The organism is Corallococcus terminator (assembly GCF_049194865.1).
GTDB lineage: Bacteria > Myxococcota > Myxococcia > Myxococcales > Myxococcaceae > Myxococcus > Myxococcus terminator_A.
On sequence record NZ_JBLZWL010000089.1, the window covers coordinates 54,737 to 73,817 of the forward strand.

The 19,081-nt window shown below is 69.6% G+C and carries 11 protein-coding genes; 5 read left to right on the forward strand and 6 right to left on the reverse strand.

From position 1 onward, the window contains the following. From ACN469_RS27495 to ACN469_RS27515, 5 genes are read left to right on the forward strand one after another with little or no spacing between them, the layout of a single operon-like run. Nucleotides 1-786, forward strand: coding sequence for an energy transducer TonB (locus tag ACN469_RS27495; RefSeq protein ID WP_498772395.1), 786 nt, complete (start codon nucleotides 1-3; stop codon nucleotides 784-786). Further along, the gene (locus ACN469_RS27500) at nucleotides 783-2,078 is read left to right on the forward strand and encodes an LpqB family beta-propeller domain-containing protein (protein WP_498772397.1); all 1,296 of its coding nucleotides are present in this window, start codon (nucleotides 783-785) and stop codon (nucleotides 2,076-2,078) included. The genes ACN469_RS27495 and ACN469_RS27500 overlap by 4 nt, the downstream gene beginning before the upstream one ends. A 50-nt stretch (nucleotides 2,079-2,128) precedes the next feature. Beyond that, nucleotides 2,129-3,313 carry an aminotransferase class V-fold PLP-dependent enzyme gene (locus ACN469_RS27505; protein WP_498772399.1) on the forward strand — a complete coding sequence of 395 codons (1,185 nt, stop codon included), beginning with the start codon at nucleotides 2,129-2,131 and terminating at the stop codon, nucleotides 3,311-3,313. Between the two features lie 14 nt (nucleotides 3,314-3,327). After that, nucleotides 3,328-4,263, forward strand: a complete 936-nt coding sequence (locus ACN469_RS27510) for a Ppx/GppA phosphatase family protein (RefSeq protein ID WP_498772401.1) — start codon at nucleotides 3,328-3,330, stop codon at nucleotides 4,261-4,263. After that, the gene (locus ACN469_RS27515; protein WP_498772403.1) at nucleotides 4,260-5,561 is read left to right on the forward strand and encodes a spinster family MFS transporter; all 1,302 of its coding nucleotides are present in this window, start codon (nucleotides 4,260-4,262) and stop codon (nucleotides 5,559-5,561) included. The genes ACN469_RS27510 and ACN469_RS27515 overlap by 4 nt, the downstream gene beginning before the upstream one ends. A gap of 274 nt (nucleotides 5,562-5,835) precedes the next feature. Here ACN469_RS27515 and ACN469_RS27520 read toward each other — a convergent pair whose 3' ends face one another. The 6 genes from ACN469_RS27520 to sgmX are packed head-to-tail and all read right to left on the reverse strand — an operon-like array spanning nucleotide 5,836 to nucleotide 18,936. After that, nucleotides 5,836-7,155, reverse strand: a complete 1,320-nt coding sequence (locus ACN469_RS27520; RefSeq protein WP_498772405.1) for a lysophospholipid acyltransferase family protein — start codon at nucleotides 7,153-7,155, stop codon at nucleotides 5,836-5,838. Nucleotides 7,156-7,190: 35 nt separating this feature from the next. Further along, nucleotides 7,191-7,709 (reverse strand): hypothetical protein, encoded by a 519-nt coding sequence (locus ACN469_RS27525; protein WP_498772407.1) that lies wholly within the window; start codon nucleotides 7,707-7,709, stop codon nucleotides 7,191-7,193. 9 nt (nucleotides 7,710-7,718) lie between these two features. Next, the gene (locus tag ACN469_RS27530; RefSeq protein WP_498772409.1) at nucleotides 7,719-10,805 is read right to left on the reverse strand and encodes a POTRA domain-containing protein; all 3,087 of its coding nucleotides are present in this window, start codon (nucleotides 10,803-10,805) and stop codon (nucleotides 7,719-7,721) included. An 11-nt stretch (nucleotides 10,806-10,816) separates the two neighbouring features. Beyond that, nucleotides 10,817-14,749: a translocation/assembly module TamB domain-containing protein gene (locus tag ACN469_RS27535; protein WP_498772411.1), complete on the reverse strand. Its 3,933-nt coding sequence runs from the start codon at nucleotides 14,747-14,749 to the stop codon at nucleotides 10,817-10,819. 5 nt (nucleotides 14,750-14,754) lie between these two features. Then, entirely contained in the window at nucleotides 14,755-15,702 is a 948-nt protein-coding gene (locus ACN469_RS27540; protein ID WP_498772413.1) for an ExeA family protein, read from the reverse strand. Nucleotides 15,703-15,726: 24 nt separating this feature from the next. Continuing rightward, nucleotides 15,727-18,936, reverse strand: a complete 3,210-nt coding sequence (sgmX, locus tag ACN469_RS27545; RefSeq protein ID WP_498772415.1) for a type IV pili formation protein SgmX — start codon at nucleotides 18,934-18,936, stop codon at nucleotides 15,727-15,729. Between the last annotated feature and the right edge of the window lie 145 nt (nucleotides 18,937-19,081).

Here is a 19,081-nt window from a genome sequence, read left to right on the forward strand (position 1 = left end):
ATGCACTCCGCGGTGAGCCACAGCCTGCTCGTCAATCGCTCCGCGAAGGTGTCGCCCTTCGTCATCGCGTCGGTGGTGGGTCACATCGCCCTGCTGCTCGCCGCGGTGTTGTACGCGCGCTTCAACGCCTCGCCTCCGGTGGACCTCACCGCGCAGCCCATCCGCGCCACGCTGGTGCGCCTGGGCAAGCCGCGCGACGCCAAGCTGCTGCCCCGCAAGGAGCAGCCGCCACCGCCGCCCAAGCAGGTGGACGCGCCCAAGCCCGCGCCTGAAGCGCCGCCTCCTCCCTCTTCCGCCGCCGTCGCGGTGCCCATTCCCGGCGTCAAGCCGGAGCCCACCTCCGCGGCGAAGCCCACGCCCGTGAAGGGCGAGAAGGAAGGCGAGGACCGCCGCAAGCGGCTCTTCGGCGCCTTCGACAAGACGGCCAAGGCGTCGCCGGAAGAAGAGCCCGAGGGCGCCGAGGATGGAGACGCGGACGGCGACTCGGCCACCGCCGAGGGCGAGCGCTACTTCGGCATGCTCCAGGCACAGGTGCGCCGCAACTACAGCGTCGCGGACACCATCCCTGAGTCGGAACGCATGCACCTCAAGGCGCTCGTCGCGCTGCGCCTGGGACGCGCGGGCGAGGTGCTGGACGTGAATCTCACCAAGCCCAGTGGCAATGATTTGTTCGACGCGGCGGTGCTCAACGCCGTGCGCAAGGCCTCACCCTTCTCGCCTCCTCCCGACCACCTTCGAGACGCGCTGCAGAAGAACGGCGTCAACCTGATGTTCAACGCCCTATGAAAGCCCTGCTCCTCTCCCTCGTCCTCGTCCCGCTCGCGGCGCTCGCACAGACCCCGACCATCGAAATCTCCGGCGCCAACTTCCGCCCGCTGCCCGTGGCGGTGCCCGCGCCCATCACCCAGAGCGACGGTGCCAAGGCGCAGGCCGGCGCCTTCGACACGGCGTTCAACTTCGACCTCCTGGCCTCCGGCATCCTCCAGGTCCTGGACCGCAAGAGCTTCACGGCCGACCCCAAGGAGGGCATGGCCGCCGGCACCATCACCTTCAGCCGTTGGGCGGACGTGGGCGCCGAGGCGCTGGTGAAGGTGTCGCTCGCGGAGGACGCGGGCACGCTGCGCGGCGAGCTGCGCCTGTTCAACGTCGGCACCGGCCGCGAGGACCTCAAGGTCGCCAAGGACGCGCCGGGCAACAACCCGTCCCTGCTGGCCCACCGGCTGGCGGACGCGCTGTACCGGCACTTCACCCGCGAGCCCAGCCCGTTCCTCTCGCGCATCACCTACGTGCGCAAGGCGGGCAACAACCGCGACGTGCTGGTGGCGGACTGGGACGGCGGCAACCCGGTGGCGCTCACCAAGGGCGGCATCAACATCCTCCCTTCGCTGAGCCAGGACGGCGCGCAGGTGGCGTACACGTCCTACCGGAAGAACCGGCCGGACATCTGGGTGCAGCGTCCGGGTGGCGAGGCCCGCTCGGTGGTCTCCGCCGGGCAGATGGCCACCGGCGGCGCCTTCTCTCCGGACGGCAAGCGTCTGGCGTACTCGCTGGCCGAGGGTGAGAGCGCGCAGATCTACGTGTCCAACGCCGACGGCAGCGGCCCGAAGGCCATCACCGACACGCCCTACGGGCTCAACACCAGCCCCACCTGGTCGCCCGACGGCAAGCGCATCGCCTTCGTGTCCAACCGGGGCGGCAGCCCTCAAATCTACGTCATGGGCGCGGATGGCGCGGGCGTGCGCCGCCTCACCTTCCAGGGCAACTACAACCAGACGCCGGACTGGTCTCCGCGCGGCGACCTCATCGTCTTCACGGCGCGCGACGAGCGCAACGCGTTCGACCTGTTCACCATCAACGTCGAGACGGGCAAGGTGACGCGCCTGACGCAGGACCAGGGCAACAACGAGGAGCCCGCCTTCTCGCCCAACGGTCGGCTGGTCCTCTTCTCCACCACCCGCGCGGGCGGCTCGCAGCTGTTCGTGATGACGGCGGAGGGCAACAACCAGCTCCCCCTTCGGGCGGAGAAGGGCACGCTCTTGACGCCCGACTGGGCGCCGCTCGCGGACGCCCAGCCGTAGGACTCGCTGCTCGTTGACAGGGGGCGCGTGCTCGGGTCCAGTTCCCGCGCATGAGCGTCCCCTTCCGTTCCCACTGGGGACTGGACCCCGAGGTCCGGTTCCTCAACCACGGCTCCTACGGTGCGTGCCCCACCGCCGTGCTCCAGAAGCAGTCGGAGCTGCGCGCGCGCATGGAGGCCGAGCCCGTCCGCTTCCTCCACCGCGAAATCGAGCCGCTGCTGGACGCGGCCCGGGCCACGCTCGCCGACTTCGTCGACGCGGATGCGGAGGACGTGTCCTTCGTCGCCAACGCCACCAGCGGCGTCACCACGGTGCTGCGCTCGCTGCGCTTCGAGCCAGGTGACGAGCTGCTCACCACGGACCACGAATACAACGCCAGCCGCAACGCGCTGGACTTCGTCGCGGCCCAGTGGGGCGCGAAAATCGTCGTGGCGAAGCTCCCCTGGCCGGTGACGTCCGCGCAGTCCATCGTGGACGTGGTGCTCGCGCACGTGACGCCCCGCACGCGCCTCTTGCTGGTGGACCACGTCTCCAGCCAGACGGCGCTGGTGATGCCCATCGCCCGGCTCATCTCCGCGCTGCGGGAGAAGGGCATCGAGACGCTGGTGGACGGCGCGCACGGGCCGGGCATGGTGCCCCTGTCGATGCGCTCGCTGGGCGCGGGCTACTACACGGGCAACTGCCACAAGTGGCTGTGCGCTCCCAAGGGCGCGGCCTTCCTCCACGTGCGCCGTGATTTGCAGGAGGGCGTGACGCCGCTGGCGGTGAGCCATGGGCGCAACTCGCCCCGCACGGACCGCTCCCGCTTCAGGCTCCTCTTCGACTGGACGGGGACGCTGGACCCCTCCGCCGCGCTCTGCGTCCCGGACGCGCTGCGAGTGGTGGGTGGCCTGCTACCCGGCGGCTGGCCCGAGGTGATGGCGGCCAACCGGAGCAAGGCCCTGGCCGCGCGCGCGCTGCTGTGCGAGCGACTGAAAGTCTCCCCCGCCTGCCCCGAGGACATGGTGGGCAGCATGGCGGTGGTGACGCTGCCCGAGGGCTACCCGGAGCAGCCCGAGCCGCCCCTCTACCTGGACCCGCTCCACCTGCGCCTGTTCGACGAGTACCGCATCGAGGTGCCCATCGTCGCCTGGCCCAAGCCCCCCCACCGGCACGTCCGGGTGTCCGCGCAGCTCTACAACACGGCTGACGAGTACCAGGTGCTGGCGGACGCTTTGGAAGCGCTGCTGCGTTGAGTAGGCTTGCGCGCATGCCGCGATTCGCCACCATCGATATCGGTACCAACTCCGTGCTGCTGCTGGTCGCGGAGCGCACGGCGGAGGGCCGCTTCGAGGCCGTCCGGGAGCGCGCGGAAATCACCCGGTTGGGCCGAGGCGTGGACGCCACCCGTCAGCTGTCGGCGGAGGGCATGGAGGCCACGCTCGCGGTGCTGGAGTCCTTCGCGCGCGAGGCGCGGGAGCTGGGCGCGGAGGACATCGCCGTCTCCGCCACCAGCGCGGCGCGTGACGCGAGCAACGGCGCGGAGTTCCTCTCCGCCGCGAAGCAGCGCGCGGGCGTCACGGTGGAGATCATCTCCGGGCAACTGGAGGCGCAGCTGTCCTTCGCCGCGGTGTACTCGGACTTCGCGGGCGAGGCGGCGGGGCCGCTGCTGGTGCTGGACATCGGCGGAGGCTCCACGGAGTTCATCTTCGGCAACCCCGCGGGCAACGTGGAGTTCCGCCACAGCTTCGACGTGGGCGCGGTGCGACTCACCGAGCGCTTCGTGCGCTCCGACCCGATGTCCCCGGAGGACCGGGCCCGCATCGAGTCGCACCTGCGTGACACCTTCAAGACGCTGCCAGCACCTCCGCCCGCCTCGGCGCTGGTGGGAGTCGCGGGCACGGTGACGACGCTGTACGCGGTGCAGCACGCCATCGACCCGTATGACGCGGTGAGGGTGCATGGTGGAACGCTGTCAGTGGGCGAGCTGACCGCGCTCGTGGACCGGCTGTGCGGGATGCCGCTGGAGGAGCGACGAGCCCTGCCGGGCATGCAGCCCAAGCGCGCGGACGTCGTCCCCGCTGGAGCCATCATCCTGCTGGAGTCGGTGAAGGCCCTGGGCCTGGACGGGTGCCGCGTGAGTGACCGAGGGTTGAGGTGGGGACTGCTGGCGCACCGCTTCGGCGCTGGGGCGGCCCGGTCATGAGCGCTCCCTCCGTGAGTCTCCCTCCCTCGCCTGCTCCGTCGCCCTCGCCCTCCACGGCGCCCATCGCCCCCGCGACGAATGCCGGGTACGCGCTGCTCATCCTCACGCTCATCAACCTGGTCAACTACCTGGACCGGTACATCGTCGCGGTGGCGCTGCCGGGCATCCAGAAGGAGTTCGGCATCAACGACACCCAGTCGGGGCTGCTGGGCACCATGTTCATCGTGGTGTTCATGCTGGCTTCGCCGATTGGTGGCTTCCTGGGTGACAGGTATCCGCGTCGGCTGCTGGTGGCGGGCGGAGTGTTGCTGTGGAGCCTCGCGACGGGGGCCAGTGGACTGGCCACGTCCTTCGTCGCGTTGCTCGTCGCGCGCGCGGTGATTGGCATCGGCGAGGCGGGCTATGGCGCGGTGGCGCCGAGCATCATCTCGGACCTGTATCCGCGCGACCAGCGCACGCGGATGCTGGCGTTCTTCTACATCGCCATTCCGGTGGGCGCCGCCGCGGGCTACGGACTGGGCGGCTGGCTGACGCAGAAGTACTCGTGGCACGTGGCCTTCTTCGCCGGAGGCGTGCCGGGCCTGATTCTGGGGGCGCTGGCCTTCTTCATGCCGGAGCCGAAGCGCGGGGCCATGGATGGACCGGACGCGGAGACGAAGCTCCCCTTCATGGTGGGGCTCAAGGGACTGGGTCGCAACGCGGCCTTCTGGGCGGTGACGGCGGGCTACACGCTGATGACGTTCTCCATCGGCGGCCTGGGCTTCTGGATGCCGACCTATCTGGTGCGCGAGCGAGGCATGGCGGGAGACAGCGCCGGCTTCATCTTCGGCGCGATTACGGCGGTGGCGGGCTTGTTGGGGACCGTGGCGGGCGGCTGGCTGGGCGACAGGATGGACCGCAAGCGCGAGGGCGGCGGACTGTGGATGTCCGGCATCGGCCTGTTGCTGGCGGCGCCGTGCATGTACCTGGCGGTCAACCTGCAGGAAGTGGGACCCGCGCTCGCGGCGATGGGTGTGGCGCAGTTCCTCATCTTCCTCAACAGCGGCCCCATCAACGCCGCCATCGTCAACTGCGTGCCGCCCGCGTTCCGCGCCTTCGCCATGGGGCTCAACGTGCTGTGCATCCACCTGCTGGGTGATGCGATTTCGCCCGCGCTCATCGGCAACATCGCCGACGCGGCGAACCTGCGCACCGCCATCGCGGTGAACGCCCTGCCCGTCCTGCTGGGCGGATTGGCGCTGCTCCTGGGCGCACGGCTGTTCCGCGAGGCAGTGCCCCGAGCGCGCGCTACCGCTTGACGCTGGCTGCCATGCCGCGCGCTGCGGAGAGGCGCGGCTCAGCATCGGACGCCTCTCTCTTCCGGGAGGCATTGCCGCGAGCGCGCGCTACCGCCTGACGATGGATGCCGTGCCACACGCTGCCGAGAGGCGAGGCTCAGCATCGGGCGCCTCTCTCTTCCGCAAGACAGGGCCGCGTTACCACCTGCGAAAGTAAGTGCCGTACTCGTAACGTTGAGAAGTGCCTCTCAGCGCATCGACCACCTCGCGCTTTCGCGAGGCGGCACCCCGAGAGCTACCGCCTGACGACCGCGTCGACCTTCGGCCGGTACTCTTCCGCCAGCCGCTCAACCTCGGCGGCCAGTCGCTCTCCGTCGGAGAGCAGCAGCGCCTTGAGGCGCGCGCGATTGCCCAGCGTGAAGAACACGACGATGTCCCGCTTCAGCACATCCCACCGCTCGGCGAAGTAGAGCGTGAAGAGGGCCAGGGGCGGCACGGCGACGAAGGTGAGGCCGGCCCAGACGGCGCCTCCCCACAGCCCCGTGGCGACGGTGAGCGCGCCCCACCACACGAGCGCCACGACGAATGCGGTGAGGAACTTCACCGTGGCCTGCACGTCGAGCTCGGCCTTGCGACTGGCGGCCCGGGGCACCTGGTAGGGCAGCCAGAAGAGCGCGAGCCCCAACGCGAAGAGCGGCAGGCCGAACACCAACGCCAGCAGGTTCTTCACGACGAAGGGGACGACGTTGCCCGTGCGGTACACGAGCGCGAGGTCCTTGGGCCCGTCCGCATGCACCAGCGCCAGACGCCGCTGGAAGGACGCCAGATGCGTACGCACGTCCTCGAAACGCTCGGGCTCCTGGGCGCGGAACAACTGCACGCCACGCGCCCACAAGCGCAGGCGCTCTGCGTCCAACGTCCCTCCCTGCTTGAAGGAGAAGAGCTGCTCGGCGAGCTGCACCAACGGCAGGTCCGCCCACTGCTCCAGGTTGAGCGTCACGGCGCGGAGCCCCTCCGCGATGCGCTCGGTGAGGGCGCGCACGGAGTCGGCCTCCGACGCGGCATCCGCGGGAAGGAAGGTCGCGACGTCGATGGCGGGGCCCACGTCGATGAGGACCTCGCTTCGGAAGACGTGCTTCTCCGCGTAGGTGAGGCCCACGGGGACGATGCGCACCGGGGCGCCTTCCTTCGCGGCGCTCAGGGCGATGCGCGAGGCGCCCGTCTTCAGCTCCGCGAGGCCGGGCTCGGAGTGGCTCTTGCCCTCGGGGAAGATGGTGATGGCGCGGCCCTGCAGGAGCGCGCCCTTGGCGGCGTCGAGCGTGCCCTCGTTGCCACCCATCTTCGTCGGGTCATCCTGCTTGCGGTACACCGGCAGCGCATCGAGTCCCTTGAGCAACCAGCCCAGGACGGGCATGCGGAACAGCGGCGCCTTCGCCAGGAACGTCACCTTGCGGTGCGTGAGGACGAAGACGAGGGCTGGGTCGATGAGGCCATTGGGGTGATTGCCCACGAAGAGCACCGGGCCCTCGGGCTCGGCGCCGGGCGCATTCACCTTCACCCGGTAGAAGAGTCGCAGACACACCGCCACCACGGCCCGGACGCACGCGTAGAACACGGCCCGGACTCTACCTCACGAGCGGACGCGACGGCTCACGGGTACTGGTCCACCACGAGGATGACGCCCGTGTTGTCCTGCACCACGGAGAAGCCCTTCATCGGACTCGGGTAGGCAATCAGCCCCTCGCCGTCACGGTCCCACCGCGCATCCAGGAGGATTCCGCAGAATGGCACCGACATCGCGCCACCCTCCGGCAGGAACACCCGGTCATACCGGCCGAACACACGGTGCTTCGTCACGTACAGCCGTCCACCGAAGCGCGCCTCGGGCAGCATCTTCTCCCCGCCCTCCCGAGGCAGCGCAATCACGAAGCTGTAGTTGTACCGCGCTGGCCCGGGATGGTCCTGGATGGCATCGACGATGACCGGAATCTTGTCGCCCGGCTTCAGCCCCAGCCGCTCCATCTGGACGAGCGAGCCCTTCGGACACGTCCCCTCCGGCGGCATCCACTTGGGGCGCTCCGGCTTCGGCGCCGCGTCCTTGGTGTGGCCGCAACCCGCTCCGCCCACCGCCACCACCAGGGCCGCCAGCCATCTGGACGACGCGCGCATCCCGCCTCCTCAGAACGTACCGATGCTGAAGTGGAACTGCGTCTGCGCCTCGTTCACTTGCTCGTCCGGGTCCAGGTTGAAGCCCACGTCGAAGGCCAGCGGGCCCACCGGCGTCACGTACCGGAAGCCGAAGCCCGCCGCGTACCGCAGCCGCTCCAGGTCCCACCGCGTCCGGTCCAACCAGAGGTTGCCCGCCTCGAAGAACAACCCCAGGTCCACCGACGTGAGCGCCGGCACCCGCAACTCCACCTTGCCCAACGTGAAGAGCTCACCACCCTGGCTCGCCGGCACCTGCCCCGCGAGCACCGCCTTCAGCTCTCCCGAGCACCCCGACGGGCTGATGAGCGAGCGACAGTCCCTCAGTCGCTGATGCAGCGCCGTGCGCACGTCCTCCGGCAGCACGCCGTCCTCGCGGAAGCCTCTCAGGCTCGACGAGCCACCCAGGTAGAACAGCTTCGAGCCGATGGTCTGCGCGCCCGTCTCCAGCGGGACGATGGTCCCCGCGCGCGCCGACAGCGCCAGGCTCGCCCGGCGCCCCAGGGGGATGTAGCCACTCAGGTTGCTCGCCAGCTTCACGCCGTTGATGGGGAACGCGGCCACGGCATTGCCCGCCACGTCCGTGGGATTCACGCTGATTCCCTTCGTGAGCTCCGCGCTGCTGATGAGCACCAACCCGCGCCGGGGATTCGTCGGGTCATCCCGGAAGTCGAGCGTGATGGACGGCCTCAGCGAGTGCAGCGCGAAGTCACCGAACGGATAGCGCAGCCGCTCCTGGTCCGCGCGGTTGAGCAACTCCAGCACGCCCGCGCGCGAGCGCAGCCGGTTGTTCTCCACTTCGTACGACAGCGAGGCGTTGAACCAGGACGTCACCGCCCAGTCGAGCGCCGCGGCCGCCGCGAACCGCGTGGACACGTACGAGGGGCGGTGAACGCGCTCGGCAATCAAGTCCAGTCGCGCGCCCACCTCGAAGGGCAGCATGAAGTACAGGCGCGGCTGCGACAGCGCGAGGTTGCCTCGGCCGCCCAGGCCCGCCAGCCCCTGAAGCTCCACGTCGCAGCCCGCCGAGGCCACGCCTCCGGACTGCTGACAGGCGATGCGCCGGTCCGCCGACAGCGCATCCGCGCTCCAGCCCGCGTAGTTCACCTTCCCGCGCGCCAGCAGGCTCAACCCCAGCCCATCCAGGTTGCGATACGTCGTGTCGAGGGTGATGCGCGGACCGTCGACGAGGAAGTATCCGCCGGAGACCTGCCCATCCAGGCGCGGTCGCTCGTGCACCGTCACCACCACGTCCTTGGACGGCTCGCGTCGGGTCGGGTCCGCGAGCGAGACATCCACCTGCCGGAACAAGCCCAACCGGGCCAGCTTGCGCTGGCCCTCCGTCAGCGCCTCCAGCGCGAGCGGCTGTCCTTCCTTCAAGTCGAGGTTGGCCATGATGAGGTCCGGGTCCGTGCGGGTCAGCCCCTGCACCAGCACCTTGCCCACCTTCACCTGCGGCCCCGCATCCGCGCGGAACACCACCGTCGCCGCCTTGCCGTCCACTCCGACGGAGGCCTCCGTCGTGACCTTGGCGAAGAGGTAGCCCTGCTGCCCCAGTCCTCGTTCCAGGGCCACGCGCGCGGCCTCCACCGCCTCGAAGCTCAGCGGCAGGCCCTTGTGCACCCCCAGCCCCGCCATCGTCGTGAGCGACACGGTGCCCTCCGGCAGCCCCTCGTAGCGGAGCTCCGTCACGCGCGCCTGGGGCCCCTCCTCCACGTCGAAGTCCGCCACCGCCGTCCGCGTCCGCGCATCCACCGTCAACCCACGGAACACCACGGACGAGGACAGGAAGCCCCGCTCCCGGTAGAGCTCGTTCATCGCCTCCGTCGCGTCCAGCCACGCGTCCTCCACGTACACCGTGGACGCGTCCGGCACGGGCTCCAGCGACTCGGGGCGACGGCCATGGCGACCCTCCACGTCCAACGGGTCGTCCTGGAGTCGCATGTCCAGCTCCGGCTGGAGCTCGCCCGCGCGAATGCGCTCCGCGAGCAGCGCCTTCAGCGTCCCCGAGCCGAGCGAGGCGTTGCCATGGAAGCGCACCTCCTCCACGCGCAGGGGCTGCCCCTCGTCCAGGTCGAAGGCCAGCACCGCGACCTCGCCATCGGGACGAATCACCTCGCGTGGGCGCACCTTCGCGTCGTGGAAGCCACGGTGCCGGTAGAAGGACTCCACCCGCCGCGCCAGCCGCCCCGCCACCACCTCGTCGAGCGGCTCCGCCGCGTCGTGCGCCAGCACCCGCTCCAGAATCTCCGCGGAGAAGCGGTGATTGCCGTGGAAGCGCAGCGAATACCGCGGCCCCGCCGACAGCGGCACCGCCACCGACGCGGAGCTTCCTTCCACCAGCACCGAGGGCGTGCCCACCTGTGCCCGCCAGTGGCCCTCCTGCCGCAGCAGCATGCGCAGCTGGTCCAGCCCCGCATCCAGGCGCGCCCGGTCGAACACCTCGCCCGGCTGCATCGCCAGCTCGCGCAAGAGGCGCGGCAAAGGCAGGCCCGGGCTTCCCGAGAAGCTCACCTGTCGCACGAGCGTCGGCTGGCCCTCGGCGACGAGGAGCGACACCGCCACGCCGTCCGTCACGGGCTCCTGCCGCGCCGTCACCTTCACCGAGTCGTAGCCCTTGCGCTGGTACGCCTGCAGCACGGAGGACACCGCGCCCTCCAGCTCCTCGCCGTCCAGAGGCCCGCCCTCCAGCAGGCCACTGGCCTCCAGCAGCTCCGCGTCCGACAGCACTGCGTTGCCGTCGAAGCGCAGCCTCGCCAGCCGCGACACGGGCGTGAGCTGGAACACCAGCTTCACTCCACCGGGCACATCCTCCGCGCTCGCCACCACGTCCGCGAAGCGCCCCGTGGCCCACAGCCGCTCCACCGAGCGACGCACGTTCCCCGGCGTCAACGCCTGGCCCTTGCGCACCGCCACCAGTCCGCTGAGGCCCTCCGCGTCCCCGCCCCCTTGGAGGTGCAGCTCCACGGCCACCACTTCCGGTCCGGGGACATCGACCTCGCGAAGCTGGGCTCGCGCCAGCCCCGCGCACAGGACGCAGAGCCACAGCACCAGCGCCATGGCGGCGCGGGCTACTCGACCTCCCAGCTGAGCTTCAGCTCGAGCCCGAGGTTGCCGAACGAGGCTTCGCTGTTCTCGTTGTCCCACTGGGCCTGCGCGGAAAGTCTGTCGTCGAAGCGGTACTCGGCACGCGCCCGCGTTCCTCGCCCACTCACCGGTTGAGTCATACCGATTTTAAGCTGCTCGCTGAGGAACTTCGACTCCAGTTGCGCGGTCGGCTCCGCTTGACGTGTGGCGTCGTTGTAGGTCGTGGAAATCTGGAGGGACAAATCCCTCAGCACCGGATTGCTGGGGAGGAACCGCTGGACCTGCCGGTCCAGCCCCGACACGTTGAAGAGGGCCTCGGCCGCCAGCCCGGCCCCCGCCGACGCCGCCGTGTCCCGGTCCGACGAGGTGAAGCCCAGCGTCAGCAGGGAGACGATGTCACCTTCCACCAGGGCCGGCTCCGAGGACAGGAGCACCTGGGGGTCCGTGGGCTTGCCGAAGGCGTGCAGCTTCACCACGTACTCGCGCACCTGCGTCTGGGCTTGAACCTCGAAGACGGGCTCCAGGCTGGTGGGGTCCTGGAACTCGAGCTGACCCTGACTGATGGTGAAGGGGTTGTTGCGGAAGAACGCCTGGCTGCCCTCGGCCAGCTCCACTCGGCCCAGCAGGCCCGGCCGCAGGTCCGTCCCCGTCAGCCGCACATCGCCCAGCATCCGCGCCTTGGCCAGGTTGTTGTCCACGCGCACGTCCCCGAAGTGGACGTTCACATCCCAGATGACCCAGGGCTTCTGCTGCTCGCCGGTGACGGCGTTCGCCGACGAGGACGCCGCGTTGGCGCGCTTCTGCATGGACTTGAGCAGGGACTCCACGTCCAGCGCCTTCTGGTAGCGCATCTTGACGATGTCCATGCCACCCGTGACGGTGAAGCCACGGGGCGGCCCCACCACCTGGAGCAAGCCGGAGAACGTCGCCGGCAGGTCCTCCGTCAGCCGGTAGGGCACCTCGTCGAGTTGCACCGTGAGGCCCAGTCGCTGCGGCATGAAGCGCGCGAGCCGCACGTCTCCGCGCGCGGAGATGCGCCCCTCGTTGAGCAGCCCCTGGAGGTGCTCGAGCAGCACCCGCTGACCCGTCAGCTCCACGCGCCCGGACATGCCTCGGATGTTGATGGGCAAGTCCCTCATGGCGAGGCGCAAGTCCAACAGCTCCGCGCTGCCCACGACGGAGGGGGCGTCCAGCGTGCCCGTGGCCTCCGCGTCCACCGTGACGCGTCCGGTGGAGCGCTCCACCATCGCCGGCATGAGCGACTCCAGCAGGCGCAGGTCCCCACCGCCGCGCAGGGTGAAGGCGATGCCGCCGCGAGTGGTCATCCACCCGCCCAGGTTCAAGTCGATGTAGGGCCCGAGGAAGCGGAACGGCTGCGCCTCCATCCGCCCCTTCTCGTACGAGAGGGCGATGGGCGCCGTGTTCTCGCCGCGCACGTCGTCGCGTGACAGCACCAGCTTGTCCACCGTCGCGCGCAGGTGCGCCGCCTCGGGCTCCATCAACGGGCCCTTGGCCGTGAGCGAACCGGACACCGCGCCGGACACGCCGGCCCACAACGGCTCCGAGGGGAGCAGCGGACGAATCTCCGGCAGCGACAGCGTCAGCGACGCGTCATAGGGCCACGAGTCCTGGACCTTGAGCTTCACGCGCCCGTTGGCGTCCTGGAAGGGCCGGCCCCAGACCTCGAGGTCCTTGCCCACCAGCCGTCCGGTGAGGTCCATGGCCCCAAGGCTGCGGTCGGCGAACGTCACGCGGGGGGCGCGCAGCGTCACGTCGACGACGGGCACGTCGGAGGTGCCGGACACGACGCCGTCCATGACCATCGTCCCCTGGATGCCCATGCGCCGCGCCAGCTCCGGCTCCACCGTCTCCGCCAGCGACAGGCCATCACCGCCGAAGCGGTAGTCCAGCCCACCAGCGAACAGCAGCGTGCCCTCGGCCCACGTGCGCCCCAACGGGCCGCGCAGCTCCGTGCGCTCCAGCACCATCGCCTTGCCGTCCACGAAGCGCAGCCGCGCCGAGCCATCTCCCAGGCGACGGCCGTAGTACGTGGTGTCCTTCACGTCGAAGGCCACCAGCCCCTCCAGCCGCTCGATGGGGCTGTCTATCTCCACGCGGCCGGAGGCCGTGCCGCCCAGCGTGCCCTGCATCACCGCCAGCGACGGCGTCAGGCCCGCCACCACGTCGACCAGGTCCTCGGTGCGCCCCTGCGGGACATTCACCTCGAGCTTCAGGTTGAGCAACCGTCCGAAGCCCACGGCGGCCTTGCCGTAGTACTGCGTGCGCCCCTTCTGGCCGGTGAACGAGGGGAAGGCCAGCACCCCGTCGGAGTAGTTCAGCTTCCCTTGCAACACCCCCATCGAGAAGCTCCAGAAGACGAAGTCACGGAACGACAGTCCGGACTCCACCTTCACCGCCGAGACGGGCCCCGTAATCGAGTACGTGGCGTTACCCCGCCCCGCCCACTTCAGCCCCGCGATGTGGCCGAAGTCCGCCAGCTCCAGCTCGCCCTTGCCGTGGATGTCCAGCCCCAGCCCGTTGCCGATGAGCAGCCCCACGTCGCCCTGGACGCGCGAGCGGCCCACCTCCGCGGAGACGTGGTTGAACGACACCCGGTCCGCCTGGATTTTCACCTGCGCCTGCGCGCGCCCCTTGTCGAACTCCAGGATGGTGATGCCGTCGGACGACGGTGCGTCGTACGCGCGCGTGGCCAGCGTGAAGCGGCCGGTGCGCAAGTCCAACGGCCCCGACAGCGAGAAGCGCGGCAACAGGTTGCCCGTGAGCTGCGCGTCGAGCGAGGCCGGGAAGTCCACCCACGCGCCCTTGATGCCCGCCTTGTCCAGGATGCGCGCCAGCGACGCGTCCTCCGTCTTGAGCGTCACCTCCAGGGGGAACAGCGGTGTCAGCCCCAGCTTGCCCGTGGCGCGCACCCGGCCCGCTCCCACCGGTACCACCACCTCCTCCACCCGAAGCTCGTCACCGGAGTACGACAGGCGCGCGGAGATGTTGACCGGGCCATACCTGTCGTAGCCCAGCCCGTTGCCCGACAGCTCCAGCGACACCGCGGGCGACTCCGCCTTGCCGGCGATGGACACGCGACTCCACAGGTGTCCCGTCGCGGGCTTCGGCAGGAGCTTCGCCTGCGACAGCGTGCGCAGCGGGAGGAAGACCTGTGCATCCAGCGCCAGGTGCGGCTGGCACAGCGAGTCCACGCGCCCCGACACCGTGGTGCTGATGTCATCCAGTGACACCTCCGCGCGCTCCAGCTCCAGCAGCGCCTCGTCGGGGTCCACGGCGCCGGCGAAGGCCAGCCGCTGCAGCGCCAGCTCCTTGCCGTCCGGGCCCAGCCGCACGAGGCCACGACGGGCCTCCGCGTCCAGCTCGATGACGCCCCAACGCTCCGTCCAGCGCACGTCCAGGTCGGCGACTTCGACGCGCCGGCCCTCGGGCAGCGCCAGGCGCAGCTCCGCGCCGGTGATGTCCAGGTGAGAAATCCTCACCCGCTCCAACGGGTCCAGGAAGCAGCCCTCCGACTTCTTCGCCGGCTCCGCCGAGGGCTGGGACAAATCCAGCGTCACGCGGGGCCGCTCGGCGCGCACCAGCGCGAGCGTCAACCGGCCGGAGAAGGGACGCAGGAAGCCGAACTGCACCTCCGCGGTGTCCGCCGCCACCAGCGGCGTGTCCTCACCTGGAAGGAAGAGCGAGAGGCCGTGCACCACCACGCGCGAGCCCAGTGGATCCAACTCACACCGGCCAATGCCCACGTCCAGCCCGAGCACGTCAGGCAGGTGCCGCCGCGCGACGGTGCAGGCCACCTCCCACGTCTCGGGCATGCGCAACGCGAGCACACTCCCCGATAGAACGAGGAGCACGAGCAGCAGCGCTCGAAGCGCACCGTTGCGGCTCTGTGTCGCCAAAGCCCCTAGAGCTTACCCAGCCCTTCGAGGTAGCGGTCTATCTCCGCGAGGTCGAGCTTGTTGTTCGACGCTCGGGGCAGATTCGTCGCCGGGGTGGTGCTCGCTCGCTCGCTCGCTCCGGGAGCAGCCGCGTTGATGCCCTGGAGTCCCAGGTTCTTTCCGATGCGATGCACCAGCTCCGCGGAGACTGTCTCGGCGCGCGCGAGGAAGGCCTCGAAGAGCGCGTTGTCGCACAGCGTGTTGATGACACGCGGCGAGCCGGACGAGTGCTCGTGCACCGCCAGCAGGGCCTCGGGGGAGAACGGCATGCGCGGGCAGCCCGCGAGCCGGAGGCGGTGCTTGATGTAGGCCTCGGTGGACTCGGCGGTGAAGGGCTCGAGCTTGTAACGCATGGCCACGCGCTGGGCGAGCGGTGGGTCCAGCTTCAGGTTCTTCTCAATCTCGGGCAGGCCGAAGAACACGAAGGAGATGAGCTTGCGCTCCGGCACTTCCAGGTTGAGCAGGCCGCGGAACTCCTCCATCAACTCCCGCGTCTCCAGCATCTGCGCCTCGTCGATGAGGACGACGGCCTTCTTGCCGGACTCGTAGATTTGCAGGAGCCGCTGGTAGAGCTGCGACAGGAGCGCCAGCTTCTCCTGCGCGGGGTTCTCCACGCCCAGCTGCAGGGCGATGCGCCGCAAGAGCCAGTTGGCGGTGATGCCCGAGTGGATGATGACCAGCAGCGCGGCCTCGTACTCGGACTCGGGCAACGAGTCGAGCATGCGGCGGGCCAGCGTCGTCTTCCCCGCGCCGATGTCGCCGACGAGGATGGACAGGCCCTTCATGTAGCTCACCGCGTGCATCAGACGGGTGAGCGCCTGCGAGTGCTGCGCCGAGTTGTAATAGAAGCGGCTCACCGGAGCGTTGGAGAAGGGCTCCTGCGTGAGGTCGAAGAAATCGAGGTAGGTCGTCATGGGCTCGCCGGACCTCGGGGGCAACTACACGTAACCGACCTTGCGCGCCTTGGGGGCGCCGGCCGCTGGCACTGGGGGACTCGCCACCGCCGTTGCGGGCGCGGCGCCATGAGACCTGGCGCCATTCACCGCGGCGGGGGCCGGGGTCGGCAGGGGGTCGTCTTCCGGCTCCGTACTCGCCGCGAGGCGGGACACCTGCGTGCCCACGTCGCGGTACTTCGCATCCATCGCCGCCACCCGCTGGTAGTGGTGGAGCGCCTTGCCGGGCTCGGCATTGGCCTCGTAGGCCAGCGCCAGCTCGAAGCCGAGCGCCTTGGCCGCCTCACCCGTGGCATACGGGTTCGCGAGCCCTTCACGGAAGGTCTCCACCGCGGAGCCTCCGTCGCCACGCAGCAGGTGCAGCATGCCCATCATCGTGAGGCAGTCGACCTCGCGCTTGGTGCCCGCGGAGCCCTGCCGGGCCACCTCGAACTCGTGGAGCGCGTCGTCCAGCAGGCCCATCTCCTTGTAGGCAATGCCCAGGTCGTAGTGGGTGTCCACGTCCTCGGGCTTCACCACCTTGGCCAGGCCCTTCTTGAACTCGGAGAACACCTCCTCCACCGAGTACTGGAAATCCTCTTCCGCGGGCGCCGGAGCGACGGTGTCGTCGCCCAGGTTGTCGATTTCGCCAGCCAGCTCCGCCGCCAGGTCGAACGCGTCTCGCTCCGCGCCGGCATCCGTCACCGGCTGCACGGAAGGCACGGAGATGGGCTCCAGCGGCTCCTCTTCGGGCGCCGCCCCACCGCTGGCCTCCATCGCCTCCAGCCGCTCCATCAGCTCGGTGGCGCGCGCGTGGCCCGGGAAGGCAATGGCCACCGTCTCCAGGATTTCGCGGGCCTCTTCCAGCAGGCCCTGGTCCAGGAAGAAGGCGGCCTCGTCGCACTCCTCGACCGCGGGCTCTTCCTCGTCACCCTCGGTGGCGCCATCGGCGACCAGCTCGGCGGAGGCCTCTTCCGGCTCCTCCACCGACTGGAAGTCGGACTCGACCTGAGGCTCCGAATCGAAGTCGGACTCGGCGTCATCCACCGACTGGAAGTCGGACTCGACCTGAGGCTCCGAGCCGAAGTCGGTCTCCGGGTCCTCCGTCGGCATGTCGTCCAGCGACACGATGGCGTGCGAGGCGGTGGGCTCCTCCTCCTCGAACGGATCCCCCAGCGAGGGCATGTCCGAGCCCGGTGCCTCCTCCAGCTCGTCAAGCATGGAGGCATCCAGCGGAGCAATGCCCACGCGCGTGGGCATCTCGTCCACGTCCAGCGGGGCCTCTTCCACGTACACCGGCTGCTTGCGCGTGTTGGGCGCGGCCTCCTGGAGCAGGGCCCGCGTGGGAGCGCGCACCATCGTCGGAGGCGGCTCGTCTTCGTCTCCGAGCGACAGCGCCGCCATCGACGACGACGTGGCCTCGTCGTCCGAGTCGCCCAGCGACATGCTCTCGTCGCTGGCGTACGACGCGTCCAGGTCGGCCGACTCGACGAGGGGCTCGTCCTCCGAGGAGTCGAGGCCGGGCTCGTCCGTCAGCATCAGCCCGTCGTCGTCTCCGGAGACGAGCGTCTCGTCCGCGGAGTCCGAGGCCAGGTCTTCCGGCGCGGGCGTGTCGAAGATGTCGTGCTCACCCGAGGTGATGGCCTCGCCGACGAGCGCTTCCTCGCTGACGACGGTGGCGTCGCCTTCGTCGTCGATGACCTCGTCGGAGTCGCTCGAGGGCAGCGTTGCCAGCGCCAGCTCATCGCCGGGCGGGTGCAGCAGCGCGTCCTCGGGGGGCGGCGCGACGAGCACCTCGTCGTCGCTGGAGTCCACCAGGATGGCGTCCTCGCCCACCGACTCCACCACCGTGGCCGACGGTGCCACCGCCACCGGGCCCTCCACGCGCAGCACCGACAGGAACGCCGGCACCTCGGGATGGGAGGGGTTCTGCTGGAGGATGGTCGCCAGGTACGGCTGCGCGCGCGTCGAGTCCGCCGCGCGCGTGCACAGCCGCAGCACGTTCAGCAGTTGCTCGGACGCCTGCGCCGTGTTCCCGGACGCGACGTAGATCTGGTACGCCTTCTCGTGCGCATCCAGGTTCTCCGGGTCCACGGAGAAGACCTTGCGCAGGTGCTCCAGGGCTTTGTCGTGGAGCCCGTACTTCACGTAGACGTCGGTCTCCGTGAGCAGCTTGGAGAGCTGCTCGCGAGCCAGTCCGCCCGGCTGCTGCTGTGGAGGCGGCGCCGCCACGGGAGCCGGAGCGGCCTGGGGCGTGGGCTGCGGCGCGGCGCGAGCGGCGGGTTGCGGCGCCGCGGCGGGCGTGGGCTGCGGCGCGGCGGGGGCCGGCGCGGGCGCACGGCGCGCGAGCAGATCCGGGTCCTGCGGATCCAACACTTCAATCTGCGTCCAGACAGCCTCGGACTCGGTCTGCCGGCCGCGCTCCTGGTGGATCTTCGCCAGCTCCTTGTAGACGGACACCGTCTTGGAGGTCTGCCCCAGGCCCTGGAAGGCCTGCGCCAGGAGCGACAGCGTCTCCACGTCGCGGCCATCCGCCTTGAAGCACACCTGCAGCTTCGCGAGCGCGCGCTTCTGGTCACCGCGTTGCAAGTACGAGGAGGCCAGCTCCTTGGCGAGCGGCAGGTTGTCCGGCTCGAGCGTGGACAGTCGCTCGGCCACGCGGGCCCAGTCGTCACCGCGGCTGTTGCGCTTGAGGTATTCGGCGGCGCGCTTGAACTCCTGGATGGCCTCGCGCGTCATGTTCTCGCGGGCGTAGAGCTCCGCGAGTTTGATCTTCGACGCCACGTTCTCCGGGTCGAGATCCACCATCTTCTTCAAGGTATCGAGCGACGACTTGGTGTCGCCCGCCTTGTCGTAGTGGTTGGCGACGATCTGGAAGTACGCCATCGCCTCCGACATCAGCCCGAGCTGCTGGTGAAGCTCCGCCAGCTTGAGGTTCACCTCCAGCAGGTTCGGGTTGAGCTTGAGGACTTGCTTGTAGAGGGCGACGGCCTTGAGGAAGAACCCGTCGGAGGAGTAGCTCTCGGCGACTTTCGTGAAGAAGTGCGCCGCCTGGGCGTTGTCGTTCTTCTTGACGTACAGCTCGCCCATCTTCTGGAGGACCCGGATGTCCTTCGGATCCACTTCCAGAACCTTCTGGTACTCCTTGATGGCTTTGTCGTACGCGCCCTTCGCGACAAGTTTCGCGGCGGCTTCGATGATCTTGTTCTTGTCCATCGAGCGTGGGCTTCCGGAAAGCCGAAACCCCTTGGAACTTCGCGGGTTTCTATCTTCAAAAGGGGGAGAGGCGGAGGCTAACGGAATCCTCCAACGCGGGTCAAGAAACAGCCCGGCTTCCCCCAGAGCCAGCTCACCTGCTCGC